This is a genomic window from Arthrobacter sp. 05T45, assembly GCF_056395875.1.
Map to the genome: position 1 here is coordinate 119151 of NZ_JBFTKI010000009.1, position 15053 is coordinate 134203.

The window sequence follows — 15053 nt, forward strand, 5'->3', positions numbered from 1 at the left end:
TTGCCAGCTCGACTTCCTCACCAGCTGGAGTGCCACCGGAAAACGTCCGGCGGAACCGGCTGCGGCCACCGCAGCGACCATGCCTCCGGAACGCGAGTCGCAGGACGGACCGTGACGGTGCATGTCGCAAGCGCACACCGCATGACCGTGGACATCCGGACGTGGCTGTTCCAGAATCGGGAATGTGCCCATAACCGAGCAGTACGGGCTAGTCTTCGACGGTGACCTGCCGCCGATGCGTTCCCTGCGCACGGCGTGGCTGCTGTCATTGTTCCTGGGCTTCAGCGGCGCGGACAGGTTCTACCTCCACAAGCCGTTTACCGGCACCCTGAAGCTGTTGACGCTGGGCGGCGCCGGCATCTGGTGGCTCATTGACCTATTCCGGATCACCAATGAGTACGCTGCCGACGGGGCATCCATGCCGTTGGCCGGGACCAACTCCCTGCGACGCGGCCTGCGCCTGGCCTCGACTGTCCTGGTCGTCACGCTCGCCGGTGCGGTGGTCTGCGTCAGCGCCGCCCCCGTCACCAGGAATGTCACCGCCACAGTTGCCTCGATGTACGCACTGCTGCATCCGGCCGCGCCGCCCCCGGTGAAAGAATGGGTCACCGTCGCGGAGGCCTCCGGCACAAAACCCCCGGGCCCACTCGTAACCCTCACCGGCAGGCTTCACATCGAGTACACCTTCACCGGGGCCGCCATTGCCTATCTCCAACCCGTGAAAGGACCGGCCCTCACCGTGCTGTCCCTGGCCAAGGCCGGCGCCGGGGCGATCGGCATCAGCCTGGCTCCGGGGACATACGCGCTGATAGTCAGCACCACCGGAGCCGTCTGGCACCTTACGGCCCAGGAATACCGGCCCTCCGGGTAGCACCGACTGAGCCTGAGCACGTCCGGGGGTTTCCGGGCCATGGCCTCGGTGTTTGCAGCGCCGTCGGCTCTGAACCTGTTCCCTATTGAAGAGACGCGGTCAGGCGCGCCAGGTTGTCGAATACTTTTTGGGCTACGGGCCGCCGGATCCAGTCCTCGAGCTGCAGCTCGCGGCTTTCCATGCGGTACCCGTCTTCGATCCCGCGAATGGCGTCCACAAAATCGCGCCCGTGCACAAGTACGGATACCTCCATGTTGAGGCTGAAGGAACGCACATCCATGTTGCTGGAGCCAATCACCGCAACTTCCTCATCGATAGTGAAGTGCTTGGAGTGCAGCACCTTCGGCGCCCGGTAAAGGTAAATCCTGACGCCGGCGCGAAGCAGTGCTTCGTAGTACGAACGCTGCGCGTGATAGACCATGCTCTGGTCGCCGACCTCGGAAACAAAGAGCTCGACGCTCAGCCCCCGCGCAGCTGCCGTGACAATAGCCATGAGGATGGATTCGTCCGGGACAAAGTATGGACTGGTGATGCTGACGCGGCGCTCAGCTTTGTGGATAAGCGTCGCGTAGAGCTTCAAATTGTTGTCGTTGTCGAAGCTGGGGCCGCTGGGCAGGACTTGTGCGTCGATGAGTGCAGAATGATGGCTGACGCCTATGGCGCTGGAATCCAGTGGCAGGATCACACCCGTTTCGCTGTACCAATCTGTCGCGAAGACCGCATCCAGCTCCCGGACCACTGGTCCTTCAACGCGCATCATCAGTTCGTGCCACTGAAGCCCGCGCTTCAGGTTGCTCTTCGTGTCGTAGCTCGCGTCGATGAGGTTCTGGGACCCCGTGAATCCCACGCGGCCATCGACGACGCAGATCTTCCGGTGATTGCGCAGGTCCGGCCTCTGCCATTCGCCACGCCACGGCCGCACCGGCAGCATGGGGCGATATTCCGCCCCTATCTCCTGGAGGAACTCCAGGGTTTCTTTCCGGCCGGGGAACTTCAGGCCAGCCAGATGATCGGACAGAACCCGCACGTCAACGCCGCGCCGTCGTGCCCGGGCCAGCGACTGAAAATACGGCTCTGTCGTTGCGTCCAGCACGAGGATGTAAAACTCCACGTGCACATAACTTGTGGCCGAATCAATATCAGCGATCATGGCATCGAAAGCTCCGTTGTACTCGCCCAACAGGGTCGCACTGTTGCCCGAGACCATAGGGAGGGCCCCAAGGTTGCTGTTCAACACCACCGCCGAATGCAGCCATTCCGGCCAATCAAGGCCGCGGCTAATGAACGGGCTGCCTTCAGTCCGGGCCAGGACCAGAGCGTTGACTTCGCGCTGTTTGTCCCTGCGCGCCTTGGGCAGTTTCGAGTAACCAACGAAGAAATATGCGACGGCACCAAGGATCGGTATGAAAATTATGGCGAGCACCCAGGCAATGGCAGAGGATGGACGGCGATTCATCGACACCAGGACAGCTGCGACGGTCACGAGTAGTATGTGGGCCGCCAGCAGGAGCAAGGCAAACGTTTCCGCGTCCTGGAAGGATCCGCGCACGGCTGCCTAAACGTACTTCGAGGCGCGAACGCCGTCAGACCAGCACCCGGCTCTTGGTTCCGTCAAAAAATCCCAATAGTTTTCCCGGAAACTCATTTGCTTTTCCTGCTCTCAAAGATGCGTTCTCGTTTCCGGGACGGCCTGTCCCATAGCCCTCCCTTTGGAGGGTATGACCATTGTTTGCATTAGGCCCGGCATGGGCCTCACCCGCTGCGGGTGAAATTCCGGAAATGCGTAGCGCGAGTTCCGAGTCGGGTTCGACCAGCTGGGCCCGCAGGCGACTGAAATCCCGGACCCGGTCCGCGGAATAGTCCGCCCGCCTGGCTGTAAGGATCTGCAACCCGTTCCGAGCAGCGGCAGGGCCCGTGGCTGCGCCCGAGGAGGCGTCGCCGTTCGCAGTGGCCGCCAAGTAGACGGGCACGGAAAGGAAAGGCAGGCACCCCACGGGTGCCTGCCTTTACCATCGCCCATGCCGCCCTCAGTGGCTCTTGCGTGCGTCCTGCAGGTGCCGGTCGAGCTTTTCTTCGGCTTCGCGGCGCCGCTGACCGATGATGCGCAGCTGCTGCGTGATCGGATTTCCGTAGCCATCAACGTCGCGGTGATGCGTGCCCTTCAGGCGCTCGGGGCCGGAGGGCAAGGTCACCCGCGGTTCAGTATTTTCGCCCATACCGGGATGATCCCACACTGCCCGCCGGCTGAAAAGGACGGCTATCGCCTCGAAGAACCGGCCGGCACGCCGGGTTCATTCCGGCCTCGTGTCCCGATGCAGGTCCGTGTCGAGGGCATGGGCGCTGGCCAACCTGGTCAGCAGGATGCCCAGCTGCGCAGACTGTTCGCTGGTCAGGGGGGCCAGGAGTTCGGCCTCGTGCCGTTCGGCGATTCCGCGCAGTGCTCCGAGAACCTTCGTACCCTCGGCCGTCAGCCGGAGCTCGTAGTTCCGCCGGTCGGCGCTGCTGCGCACGCGGGCCACCAGCCCTCGCGTTTCCAGCGAGTCGATGAGGGGAACAACGCGGCTCGGCACCGCGCCCAGGCGGTCGGCCAAGGACCGCTGGCTCAGTCCGGGGCTGCGGCCGAGCAGGCGGAGGACACCCGCGTCGCTTGGGGTCAGGCCGAGTTCGCGCGTGCGCTCGGCGAAGCGTGCCGATGCCAGCGCCCCGAGCTGGGACAGCAGGAAAGCGGTTCGCTTCGGCCGCGGCGGATCCGGTGAGTCCATGCCCCAATATTACGCCATTGACAGAATCATTCAACAGGTGAATCATTTTAGTTGTGACGTAATTATCGGAAAGAAGCGATCATGACTGACCTGTCCTCCCACCACACTTCTCCGTCGACGCGATCCGGCGGCCCCAACCCGGGCATCCTGGCGGCCGTGAGCCTGGGACTCACGATCGCAGCCCTGCTCAGCAGCGCGATGCTCACCAACGGGCAGGCCTACGTCTCGCCCTTCTCCCCCGCCGGCCAGGTCGCGGCATATTTTCACGGGAACACCGACGCCGTGCGGCTCGCCAGCCTGTTCCAATTCGGCTCGGCGGTCCCGCTTGGCATCTTTGCGGCCACCGTTTACGCCCGGCAGCTCCGGCTTGGCGTGCGCGTCCCCGGGCCCGCAATCGGCTTCTTTGGCGGCATTGCCGCCTCGGTGTTCCTCATGCTCTCGGCCGCCGTGGGGTGGGTCCTGAGCCGCCCGGAAATCACCACGGATGTGCCGCTGACCCATGCATTGTCGTTTCTCGCATTCATCACGGGCGGCGTCGCCTATGTCGTCGGTTTGGGACTCCTCATCGCCGGAATCGCCGTCCCCGCCCTCATCCTGCGCTTCGTGCCGCGCTGGCTGGCCTGGGCCGGCCTGGTCATCGCCGCCCTGTCCGAACTAAGTTTCCTCTCCATGGTGATCGAGCCGCTCCAGTTCCTGCTGCCCGTCGGGCGGTTCGGCGGCCTCCTCTGGCTTGTTGCCGTCGGATTCCTGTTGCCGCGGAGCCGGGCTGCCGCGAACCGACGCGAACCGTGAGCCTGTCGAGCTGGCCGCCCGGTCTAGGCTCCCTCCCCGGAAAAGCCTCCGAGCACGCCCGCATCCGCGCGGCCATAGCGCACGCGCTCGATGGGACGGTGATGCAGCAGGGGTTGGCGGGCGGCTGAACGGCGCCCGGTCGACCGTCCGGCGCCTGATGTCGAGGGCTGTGCGGGCGTTTCCGCCGCCCCTTCGTCCTTGACGAGTGTCAGGTTGGTTCGGCGGTCCCGGGCAGTTTCTTCCCGGAGGGCGATCAGGTGTTCCGCCAGCGCTGCTTCCGGCCGGCCCGGGTTGGCCTGCAGCAAACGGCACAGCTGCTCCCGTGCACGGGCCTGCCCCGGCGAAGAATCAGACAGCGCTTCGGCGATGATCTCGGTGGCCTGCAGGCGTATCCCCCGCGCCCAGCTGTCCTCCGGCCCATTGACCGACGCGCCCGTGGGCGTGTGTCCGTGTGAGGGTTCCGCACGGGACGACAAGTCAATGGACATTGGCGATTCCTTTGTTCCCGTTCCGGCAGAGCCCGGAACCGGCCACGATCCCGAGAGCCCTGCATACATTCCTGGAGCCAGCGGGGCGGAAGACCGTGAAGACACTTTACAACGGGAAAGACCGGTCTGTCTCGGATCGGGAGTGGATTTGATTGCGGTGCCAGGCCCTGTGGCAATTCCTAATCGCGGCCCTGGATGACTTCCTTCAGCCATGCGATTGCGTCGGTCCTGGATGTAAAGAACTCGTGCGGGTACTTGGTCTCCCGGCTCGTGGCGGAAGCGATCACCCTGTCGACTGTGCTGGATCCGAGGACCGCGATGGCCACCACGCCCCTGCTCTGTGCGAATTGGTATCTGGCCGCCGCGCTGAACACCACGTCGGTCATCTCGGAGAGCATTGGCATCGGCGTCCCGCCACTGATCCGGTCCACGGCAAGCATGGCGTCCCTGGCATCTTCTGCGTCCACAAAGGAACCCGGGCGCCAGACGCTCTCGAGTATCCCAGCATCGACGCTGAGCGAGTTCTTCCCGTCGGCGGCGTCGATTGGTCCCTGCATCATGCCGTTGATCCTAGGCCCGAACTGCGGCGGCGCCCGGCACCGCGCCCATGGTGTGGCCGGCGAACGCCGCACGGCGTGGATTCTGGCCTCGCCTGCGGAACAACCGCGGGGTGCCGTACGTTGCACTTAGCCTAGTTAAGACTCGAGAAAGCGAACAAGCCACGTGGCAACCGATTACGACGAAGTCCGCTCGGACGTTAAGGAAACCCAGGAAAACTCCCTGGAAGCACTTCAGTCCGCCAACGCGCCGGACGCCCGCAGCGTCGTCCAGGAACTGGACGAGGCCGACGGGCTGGACGGGGCCGGAGTCCCCGGCGGCGAGTTCATCGCCGAAGAGCTGATTGTCCAGGTCATCCCGCAGGCCGACGACGAGTTCACCTGCAGCTCCTGTTTCCTGGTCCGGCACCGTTCCCAGATCGCCCGACGGTCCGGCACCGATATCTACTGCACGGACTGCGAGGGCTAGAAGCGGGGAAGGCCCAAAGCCAGGTCCGTGTTCTTACTCGAATCGGGTGGCCGGGATGGCGGTGCTGGAACGGACCAGGCCGAAGGCAGCTGCCACTGCGGCCAGTGCGAGCAGGATGCTGAGGGACAGGGCGGCGTAATATCCGGGGCCGGGCCAGGTGATGTTCCGGCCTCCGCCAAATGAGATAACCATCAGCCAGGCCACGAAGAATCCGAGCCCGGCTGACAGCAGAAGCACTGTCACAAGGGGAACCGCGGCCTCTCTTGCGATGATCCCGCGAACAACTTCAACGGGCATGCCCATCAGCCGCATCAGGCCCAGCACGCGTTTTCGGTCCAGGATCGCGGCAGCCGTGGACACGGCCAGCGAAATGCCGGCGATGACTACGGCGACGAAGGCGCCGAGGTAGGCAAGGGCCGCCAGCCCCTGGATGAGTCGGGCGCTGCTCGTCGTTGCGGTGTCCGCTCGGGAGGTGGCGGGCGTGGCAGTGACCCCCGACGTATTCAAGGCCGTGCGCGCCCGGTCAATCGCCGCAGGTGTCCCGTCGGTACCGGCTACCATGACCACCGGAGCCAGGCCGGCCAGGCTCCGGACGGGCGCGGCCGTGAGCGGGACCGGCGCGGTGGTCCAGGAATTCAAGAACGACGCATCGAAGGCCGCAAGGTGCTCTGCCCGGCTCTCCGGGAACCCGAGTGATGGTGCATCCCCGGCCGCGATGTAGATGTCATCGATGCCCGTCGGGCCGGGGGCAGCAGGGGCGTAGCCGATGGTGACGTTGCGGATTCCGGCACGTTCCCCGGCCCTCTGGGCAGCGGCCGACACCTGGCCGGCGGCGTGTCCGGGCGCCACGAGCGCGTAGACGCTGGTGGGCAGGAGCAATCCCGGACGGGCCTCAGGCGGTTCAGCGGTTTCAATTGCGCTGGCGCCTCCGGCGAAGACGGAGACCATGAAGACGGCAATGACCAGCCCGGACACGGAGCGGAAGGTGGCAACGGGCGTTCTGCTGATGCGGCTGGCGGCGATGACGGAGGCTGCGCTGCGCGCCTGGTGCAGGCCGATGGTGCTGGCCATCCGGGTCAGCCACGGGCCGATGGTGACGATGCCGGCGGCGGTCAGCGCGAAGCCGCCGAGCAGCAGCGGAGAAGTCCACGGGTTGCCGTCCGTGTCGATCCTGGCCAGAACGGCGCCTGTGGCCATGCCCGCCAGGCCGGCCAGCAACGGCACGGCCCGCCACAGCGTGGGCGCTTTCTCATGCACGGCCCGTGTAACTCCCAGCGGGCCAATGCCCGTCCGGGCAGTGCGCCCCGCGGCCACCAGCGCGCACGCAGCCACCACGAGCACGACGGCGGCCAGCGCAGATTCCGCGCCGAAGGTGAAATCCGCCACGAACACTCTGGTGCCGTTGACGGGGATCTGGGCTGCGACCGGCCCGAACACAGCCGCCATGACGACGCCGAGCAGGGCACCGGCCAGGCTGGGGATGGCGGTCTCCACGGCCGCCATTCCTGAAATCAGCCGCGGCGACGCGCCGATGAGGCGAAGGGTGGCAAAGCGTTCGCGGCGCTGTGCCGCGCCCAGGCCTGTCGCGATGCTGACCAGCAGGAGCACCGGGAACAGCACCGCGATTCCGCCGACCAGCAGCGCCGTGCGGTACAGGCTGGCGCTCTCGCCGTAGGGATTGGTGGTGAAGTCCGTGACGAACATTGCCGCCGGACCCTGCCGGAGCCGGGCCTCCGTAACGCCGGTGATGACCACCAAGGCATCGGGGCCCGGGAGGGCGGCGTCGTCGATGACGCCCGCAAACTGACCGTACCGGTCCCCCAGCTCCTCAGCCGGAGTCGATTCGATCAGTCGCTGCAGGGCGGGCGAGGCGTAGTACTCTCCCGGTGCCGGCGGGGCCTCGATGCCCGGAATTTTCACGGTGGTTGTGGGGAGCGCGGCGACGTCGCGATGACTGATGAGCTGGTCACGGAAGATATCCGCCGGGAATCCCAGCAGAATCTTGTCCGGTGTCAACGGGATCGGTTCCGGACGGCCGCTGGCGGTGAGCCCGTCGGCTGCCAGCGCAAGGGTGACCGAGGACTGGCCCAGCTCGCGGAGCCAGGCGCCCCGCGCGTCGCGCTGGGCCAGACCGTTCGCCGCACTCCACAGCAAGAGCACCAGGCACACGCCGATTGCCACGCCGCCGCCTACACCGGCCATCCGGCCCCAGGAGGACCTGCTGCCAAGCAGCGCTATTTTCAGGAGTGCCGGGTTCATGCCGGCACCCGGTGGCCGGCAGCGACGCTTCCGTCGCGCACGATCACTTCCCGGTCGGCATATGCGGCGGTCCGGGCGTCGTGGGTGATCATCACTACGGTGGTGCCGGCTTCCCGGACAAGGTCCAGCATCAGCGTCAGGACGTTCTCGGCCGCCAGGGAATCTAGGGACCCGGTGGGTTCATCGGCGAACAAGACTGCGGGAGAGGTCACCAGGGCACGGGCGATGGCCACCCGCTGGGCCTGGCCTCCCGAGAGCTCCCCCGGCAGCTTGGCAGTGCATCCGTCCAGCCCGAGCCGTTCGAGCACTTCCTGCGAGCGCCGGCGTGCTTCGGCCCGTTTGGTACCGCCCAGTAGCAGGGGAAGGCTGACATTGTCCAGCGCCGTGAGTTCGGGCAGCAGCTGGCCAAACTGGAAAACGAAGCCGAAGTCGGTCAAACGCAGCCGGGACCGTTCAGCCTCACCCAGTCCGCTGATGCTGACGGGCTCCTGGCCGCGGGGCGCATAGGCCACGGCGCCGCCGTCCGGGGCAAGGATGCCGGCCAGGCAGTGCAGCAGGGTGGACTTACCCGACCCCGACGGGCCCATGACCGCGAGTACCTCACCGGCGTGAACGTCGACGTCGATACCGCGCAGCGCCTCGGTCTGTCCGAACGCGTGGCGGACAGCGCGGGCGCTGAGGATGGGTGCAGTGGTCTCGATCGTGGTCATGCGCTCTGGAGCTCCTTCTTGAGTTGGGTCAGCCGGGCACTGGTCAGCTCGATCCAGCGCAGGTCCGCCTCGATGTGAAAGAGGCCGTAGTCGCACATCAGCACCTGCAGCAGGTCGGCGTCGCGCTTGAGGCGGGTCAACTCGCGCATCCGGGCCATGTGCTCGGCGCGCTGCGCATCCAACAACCGGTCGGCGTCGTCGTCGAGCAGCAAGGCGACCACGGTCTTGGCGAACAGCTCGCTCTGCAGGGTTTCGGAGGGCACATCGGGGGTGAAGAGCCACTGCCGCACCTTGTCCCTGCCGGCAACGGTGGCCTCATACTTCTTGCGGTCCGGACCGCCGCCGCTCTCCTCGCCCAAGGCGATGATCAGCTCGTCACGGAACATCCGGGCCAGCGTGGAATACACCTGCCCGAATGCCAACGGTTTCTGGGTGCCGAAATAGCGGTCATAGGAATGCTTCAGGTCGTACCCATAGCTGGGCTCCCGGCTCAGCAGCCCGAGGAGGGCAAGAGAGTTGTTCACACCCCCATCTATACACTCAGTGCATAGTCGGAGTCCAGCGCATAGTCGGGCTTTCGTGGGCCAGGGGGCCTCACCTCGGACCGGTACCAAGGTTTTCCAAAGTTGCGGTGGGGATCATGGGCGACATTCCACAACTGCATTGGGGGCACGGTCATGACTTCTCAGACCGAGATCGTTTCTGCTCGGGACAACGGGCGTGCTGTTTCACCCAAATGGACATCCCGAGACCTGGATGGGAAATCGGTGATGAGGCAGCACTTCAGGGGGCTCCTGCGTCGGACAGCGGTCATCCTCGTGCTGGCCGTGGCCGGCGTCGGCGCAATCAGCGGGGCTGCACAGGCCGCGCCCAGCCACGACAACCCCCATTACACGGCGGGCGCTTCCGGCAGCGGGGACGCGTATTTCCCGTTCGCCGGCAACGGCGGCTACGACGTCCTGCACTACGACCTCGCCCTCCGCTATTCGCCACCGACCAGTCCCGCGGTGCTCGCAGGCCGCCTCAGCGGGGTCGCGACTGTCACCCTCCGTGCGAAGCAGAACCTGGAGTCGCTCAACTTCGACCTGCGCGGCCTCGGCGTCACGTCGGTCCGGGTCGACGGCAAGGCCGCCAAGTGGTCCCAAGTGCAGAACGACGCGAACCGGATCTGGGAACTCACGGTCGGGCTGCGGCCGAAGCTGAAGGCCGGACAGACGACGTCGATCGTGATCGAGTACGGCGGAATCACCGGCCGGCCGCTCGACACCACCGGAGCGCTCTACGGTTGGGTCACCACCGCTGACGGTGCGATGGTCGTCAATGAGCCCGAGGGTGCGGCGACCTGGTATCCCGTGAATGACGACCCTGAAGACAAGGCGACCTATACGTTCCGCATCACGGTGCCGGCGGGGAAGACGGCCGTGGCGAACGGCCTGCCCGTCGGCCGGCCGGCGACGAAGGCGGGATGGACCACGTGGACGTGGAAGGCCTCGGACCCGATGGCCAGCTATCTGTCGACGGCGAACGTCGGCGACTTTGCCCTGTCGTACGACGTCGGTCCGCACGGGCTGCCCATCATCAATGCGATCGACGCGGACGTGACGGGAGCGGCACTGGCCGAGACGAAGGCGTCGCTTGCGTTGCAGCCCAAGATGATCGCATTCCTTGAGGGCCAGTTCGGGCGGTACCCGTTCGAGGCCTTCGGCGCGATTGTCGACGACGACACGGTCGACTATGCGCTGGAGACGCAGACGCGGCCGGTCTACTCGGAGGTTGCGGACGAATACACGGTGGTGCACGAACTCGGGCACCAGTGGTTCGGAGACGCGGTGAGCCCGTCCGACTGGCAGGACATCTGGCTGAACGAGGGCTGGGCGACGTACATCGAGTGGCTGTGGGCCGAACACCAAGGCACGGCCACGATGCCGGAACAGTTCGGGGACGCGGTGGCATACCTCGACGCGAACAACCGCTGGGCGCTGAACATCGCAGACCCGGGCCGTGACAACTTGTTCGCGGGCCAGGTCTACCTCCGCGGTGCGGCTGCCCTCTACGCGCTGCGCGCGAAGATCGGGGACGCGGCATTCCTCAGCGGCACCCGGACGTGGTTGAGCCGCTACAACGACTCGACGGCGACGACGGAAGACTTCGAAGCCGTGGTGGAAAAGGCCTCCGGCCAGCAGCTCGACGCGTTCTTTGACGACTGGCTGCGCGAAGGCGACCGCCCGGCGATGCCACAGCAAGCGGGAGCGAAAACTCTCGTGATCGCAGGACCGGCCCCCACGCATTCCCACAACTCGCCGCGGAGCACACTCCGGTAGTGGTGGGCTTGCCAAGATGATGATTCCCACCTGCGCCTTCTTCGGCCCCATCGCGGTACGCGTCGGGACGACCCCGCGCTGAGGTTAGAAGGCCATCAACGGGCCCAGTCGTTCTCGCAACCCGGCAACGTGAACGGGTGCTGATGTCCCCACCGAGAGAGTTGGGCCGAGAGACAGAGGAACCGCGCTTGCTGTCCAATCGGCCCAGACGGTCGCCGCCGCTTCGCCCATTGAATGAATTGCGTGCCTCTGACGAGATTCATATCGCTCCTTGGCCAATTCCGGGTCGATCTCGCACCAGATCTCTACTACGTTCGGGCTTCCCGATTGAGCGATCCCTTTGGCCACGTGGTCCAGGTCACGTGGGCGGTACCACCACGATTCCACTATCGCCGCCCCCGGGATCGACGCCGCCAACTGCCACATGGTGTCGGAAGCGATCTGCCCGAGCCGGCCGCTTCCGACATTCCCTAACGCGATGTCTGCGAGTGCTTCCTTGAGGTCGTCCTTGGAGATGACGGGGATCGACAGTGCCTGGCCGAGTTGACGACTGAGCGTGGTCTTCCCGGAGCCAGGAAGACCATTTATCAGAATCAGGGTTTTAGCGATTGGCTCTACCTCCGCGACGCCTTGAGGGCCATCGCCGATCCCCCTCCGCGCCTGACGGGCTCGGCGGCGGCGACCATGCCGCCGTCGGGCAGAAACTCGATGGCGGTCGCGGCGCCGATCTCCGCTGCCGACGTGAACGCATCCCCCGACGGCGTGAGCTGATGGCCAAACGGTGCCAGCTGGCTGCCGTACTTGGCGATGAACTCGGGTTCGGCCGTGACCTTGGCTGTATTCCGTTGCGAGGCACGCGGTGCGGCGATCGCCCCGGAGATGGTCATGCCAAGATCCACCCGGTTCAGGATGGTCTGCAGGACAGTTGTGATGATGGTCGATCCGCCGGGCGAACCGAGGGCGAGGAACGGCTTGCCCTCCTTGAGGATGATGGTCGGCGACATGGACGAGCGCGGGCGCTTCCCCGGCTCGATCCGGTTCGGGTCGGCCGGGTCGTAGACGGTCGAGAAATCGGTCAGCTCGTTGTTGAGCAGGAAGCCGCGGCCGGGGACCACCATGCCGGACCCTCCGGTCTGCTCGATCGTGAGCGTGTAGTCGACCACATTCCCCCACTTGTCCGCGACGGTCAGGTTGGTCGTCGAGATGTTCTCGGTGTCCAACTCGACCGCAGGCGCGACGGCGGCGGCCGGGCACGCTCCGTCGTACGAGGACACATTCCCCGGCGCGACCGGCTTCGCCGCCGCGTGCAGCGGATCAATCTGGCAGGCGCGCTCCTTGCCGAACACCGGGTCCGTGAGCGCGGCGGTGGGAACGCGCACGAACGCGGGGTCCCCCACGTACTTGCCACGGTCCGCGAAAGCAAGCGCGCTGGCCTCGAGGTAGTGGTGCAGGGCGCCTGGCGTGGACATCCCGGACAGGTTGGAAGGCTCCAGGATGTTCAGCGCCTCGCCCACCGTGGTGCCGCCGCTGCTGGAGGGCGCCATGCCGTAGACGTCCAGGTCGCGGTAGTCCACGTGCGTGGGCGCCTGATCCAGGGCGCGGTATGCGGCGAGATCCGCCGTCGTCAGGTGGCCTGCCGGAACGGGCAGCTTCGTGTTGGAAGTCTTGGGCGGAGCCTGCACCGTGGCCGCGATCTCGGCCGCAAGCGGCCCGCCGTAGAAGCAGTCCGTGCCCTTTTTCGCGAGGAGCCGGTATGTATCGGCGAGGTCGTGGTTCTGGAAGACACTGCCGACGGCGGGGGCGTCACCGCCCGGGAGGTAGAGGCTGCTGGTCGAGGGAAACGCCTCGAACCGGGCTTTGTTGTCGAGGGTCTGCTGGCGGAACGTCTTATCGACCACGAATCCACGGGTGGCCACGTTGATGGCAGGCTTGAGGGCATCGCCGAGGCTCAACGTGCCCCACCGGTCCAGGGCTCGCGCCCAGGTGGCCGGGGTGCCGGGGACGCCAACGGAGACGCCGCTTGTGACGAGCTCGGGCGTGAAATTGAAGGGCTTGCCGGTCGCCGGGTCGATGAACGCGTCGTGCGGCATTCCTGCCGGTGCGGTCTCGCGGCCGTCGATCGTGCCCACCTTGCCGGTTTTCGCGTCGTAGAACACGAAGTAGCCTCCGCCGCCAATCCCGGCACTGTAGGGCTCAGTCACGCCAAGGGTCGCGGCTGCGGCGACGGCGGCGTCCGCTGCGTTGCCGCCCTTGCGGAGGACCTCGATCGCCGCAGCGGATGCCTCCGGATCCACGGTGCTCACCGCTCCGCCGTACCCAGTGGCGGTTGACGTCTTTGCGGTCTCCCGCGGATCGGCCTGCGCAGGTGCGGCGACGGCGCCACCCGTCACGCTCAATGCCAGGGCCGCCGTGACAGCCACCAGCCCACGTGTCATATATGCCATGATCGCTCCGAGACCTTGTTATGCGTATTGACAATACTTGTCACGCTACTACGTAGGGGTGCGACACTCAACACTCGCGTCGATGGCATTGCATGCTCTTTCAGCAGCCGTCAGAAGTGGACTGCCGGGTGCTCGGTGGGGCCGGCAGGGTCCACGGGCCGGAGCGCCGCGGGGCCTGGCGTCTCTAGCATTTACAGCCGCTCCCGGCACTCCGCCCGCGTTGGTCGTTGTGGCAGGCCGCAACTGAAATCCGCGGACGAAAGTCAGTGCCTTAGTCGTGTGGCTGCAAGACCGGTCTCATCAAAAATTGTCGGTGGCTCCTGAGATGATCTGAGTGTGGAGAGCAGGACAGTGTGTTGAGTGCGGAGAGCGGGGCGGCCGTGGAGGCCGTCGCCGAGTCTGTTGCCGCGCTGGCTGCCTTGGCCGGATCGGCCGCTAGCGACGATGCGCCTGCTGCCGACCCGGTGGGAGACGGCGATCCGCTGCGGCGGCGGGCGGATGCCTGTCTGGACGGGCTCGCCGAGGTCGCCCGGATGGAGGCCCGGACCGCGGCGTTGAGGGTGCGGCTGACCGCCGACTACGCGCACGCAACCAGGTTTTTGGCGCCGCCGGCGCCGTCCCCGCGGGATCGCGCCGTTCAGGAGATGGCACTGGTGGCCGAGGTCGCCTGTGTCCTGACCGTCAGCGAACGCACCGCCGCAACCCTGCTTGCCGAATCCCGGCCCCTGACGACGGCGCTGCCGCTGACCCTGGCCGCCCTTGAGTCCGGCACGATCTCCTGGGCCCACGCCCGGATCATCGTGGACGAAACCAGCAGCCTGGATGCGGCCGGGGCGGCCGGGCTCGAGGCGCACTTCCTGGACCCCGAAGCACCCAACCCGGCCCGCGGCTGTCCGGCCGGGGAGCTCGTTCCGTCCCGGTTCCGGGCCAAGGCCCGCGCCTGGCGCGAACGCCACCACCCGGCCGGCATCGAGGAACGCCACGCCACGAGCGCCGCGGACCGGCGGGTCGAGTACACCCCGGACCGGGACGGCATGGCCTGGCTCTCGGCCTATTTCCCGGCCGACACCGCGGCCGGGATCTGGGACCGGGCCACCGCGGCGGCCCGCGCCCTCCAGGGCCCGGACGAGCCCCGGACCCTGACCCAGCTCCGCGCCGACATCACCGCCACCTGGCTCCTCACCACCGGCACCGGCACGGGTGCTGGATCGGACGACGGCGGCACCGGTACCGGGGCGGAAGCTCGTGCGGGGGCGGGTGGGCTTGTTCCGGTCCCGCGGGCGCAGGTCCTGGTCACCGTCCCGGTCCTGGCCCTGCTCGGCGCCACCGACGAACCGGCCGTCCTGGACGGGCACGGGCCGATCCCGCCCTCGATGGCCC

At 66.5% G+C, this 15053-nt stretch carries 15 protein-coding genes; 5 read left to right on the forward strand and 10 right to left on the reverse strand.

Annotated features, from left to right (window positions below):
- Positions 1-184 precede the first annotated feature (184 nt).
- The gene (locus tag AC1DGD_RS11520) at positions 185-871 is read left to right on the forward strand and encodes a TM2 domain-containing protein (RefSeq protein WP_476856868.1); all 687 of its coding nucleotides are present in this window, start codon (positions 185-187) and stop codon (positions 869-871) included.
- An 82-nt stretch (positions 872-953) separates the two neighbouring features.
- Here AC1DGD_RS11520 and cls read toward each other — a convergent pair whose 3' ends face one another.
- The 3 genes from cls to AC1DGD_RS11535 form a co-directional block, all read right to left on the reverse strand.
- A complete protein-coding gene (gene cls, locus AC1DGD_RS11525; RefSeq protein WP_476856869.1) occupies positions 954-2420 on the reverse strand; it encodes a cardiolipin synthase in 1467 nt (488 codons plus the stop codon).
- A 478-nt stretch (positions 2421-2898) separates the two neighbouring features.
- The gene (locus AC1DGD_RS11530; protein ID WP_230011149.1) at positions 2899-3087 is read right to left on the reverse strand and encodes a hypothetical protein; all 189 of its coding nucleotides are present in this window, start codon (positions 3085-3087) and stop codon (positions 2899-2901) included.
- Positions 3088-3162: 75 nt separating this feature from the next.
- Entirely contained in the window at positions 3163-3633 is a 471-nt protein-coding gene (locus AC1DGD_RS11535; protein ID WP_476856870.1) for a MarR family winged helix-turn-helix transcriptional regulator, read from the reverse strand.
- An 81-nt stretch (positions 3634-3714) separates the two neighbouring features.
- On the opposite strand from AC1DGD_RS11535, the gene AC1DGD_RS11540 reads away from it, so the two are divergent.
- Complete coding sequence (locus tag AC1DGD_RS11540; protein ID WP_476856871.1) at positions 3715-4425, forward strand: hypothetical protein; 711 nt, start codon at positions 3715-3717, stop codon at positions 4423-4425.
- Positions 4426-4448: 23 nt separating this feature from the next.
- Here the strand turns inward: AC1DGD_RS11540 and AC1DGD_RS11545 are convergent, their stop codons facing one another.
- Positions 4449-4913 carry a hypothetical protein gene (locus AC1DGD_RS11545; protein ID WP_476856872.1) on the reverse strand — a complete coding sequence of 155 codons (465 nt, stop codon included), beginning with the start codon at positions 4911-4913 and terminating at the stop codon, positions 4449-4451.
- 179 nt (positions 4914-5092) lie between these two features.
- Complete coding sequence (locus AC1DGD_RS11550; RefSeq protein ID WP_476856873.1) at positions 5093-5473, reverse strand: DUF7793 family protein; 381 nt, start codon at positions 5471-5473, stop codon at positions 5093-5095.
- Positions 5474-5636: 163 nt separating this feature from the next.
- Here AC1DGD_RS11550 and AC1DGD_RS11555 point away from each other — a divergent pair, with 163 nt between their 5' ends.
- Positions 5637-5939, forward strand: coding sequence for a DUF4193 domain-containing protein (locus AC1DGD_RS11555; RefSeq protein WP_476850076.1), 303 nt, complete (start codon positions 5637-5639; stop codon positions 5937-5939).
- Between the two features lie 33 nt (positions 5940-5972).
- Here the strand turns inward: AC1DGD_RS11555 and AC1DGD_RS11560 are convergent, their stop codons facing one another.
- The 3 genes from AC1DGD_RS11560 to AC1DGD_RS11570 are packed head-to-tail and all read right to left on the reverse strand — an operon-like array spanning position 5973 to position 9432.
- The gene (locus tag AC1DGD_RS11560; protein WP_476856874.1) at positions 5973-8198 is read right to left on the reverse strand and encodes an FtsX-like permease family protein; all 2226 of its coding nucleotides are present in this window, start codon (positions 8196-8198) and stop codon (positions 5973-5975) included.
- Positions 8195-8908, reverse strand: coding sequence for an ABC transporter ATP-binding protein (locus AC1DGD_RS11565; RefSeq protein ID WP_476856875.1), 714 nt, complete (start codon positions 8906-8908; stop codon positions 8195-8197). Before AC1DGD_RS11565 ends, AC1DGD_RS11560 begins: the two co-directional genes overlap by 4 nt.
- Positions 8905-9432, reverse strand: a complete 528-nt coding sequence (locus AC1DGD_RS11570) for a PadR family transcriptional regulator (RefSeq protein ID WP_476856876.1) — start codon at positions 9430-9432, stop codon at positions 8905-8907. Before AC1DGD_RS11570 ends, AC1DGD_RS11565 begins: the two co-directional genes overlap by 4 nt.
- A gap of 246 nt (positions 9433-9678) precedes the next feature.
- Here AC1DGD_RS11570 and AC1DGD_RS11575 point away from each other — a divergent pair, with 246 nt between their 5' ends.
- Positions 9679-11229 carry a M1 family metallopeptidase gene (locus AC1DGD_RS11575; protein ID WP_476856877.1) on the forward strand — a complete coding sequence of 517 codons (1551 nt, stop codon included), beginning with the start codon at positions 9679-9681 and terminating at the stop codon, positions 11227-11229.
- An 84-nt stretch (positions 11230-11313) separates the two neighbouring features.
- Here AC1DGD_RS11575 and AC1DGD_RS11580 read toward each other — a convergent pair whose 3' ends face one another.
- Both AC1DGD_RS11580 and ggt read right to left on the reverse strand, forming a co-directional pair.
- Positions 11314-11877 (reverse strand): P-loop nucleotide/nucleoside kinase family protein, encoded by a 564-nt coding sequence (locus tag AC1DGD_RS11580; protein ID WP_476856881.1) that lies wholly within the window; start codon positions 11875-11877, stop codon positions 11314-11316.
- Complete coding sequence (ggt, locus tag AC1DGD_RS11585; RefSeq protein WP_476856882.1) at positions 11844-13664, reverse strand: gamma-glutamyltransferase; 1821 nt, start codon at positions 13662-13664, stop codon at positions 11844-11846. Before ggt ends, AC1DGD_RS11580 begins: the two co-directional genes overlap by 34 nt.
- 362 nt (positions 13665-14026) lie before the next feature.
- On the opposite strand from ggt, the gene AC1DGD_RS11590 reads away from it, so the two are divergent.
- Positions 14027-15053, forward strand: a 1027-nt coding sequence (locus tag AC1DGD_RS11590; protein WP_476856878.1) for a DUF222 domain-containing protein, incomplete at its 3' end; no start/stop codon positions are given.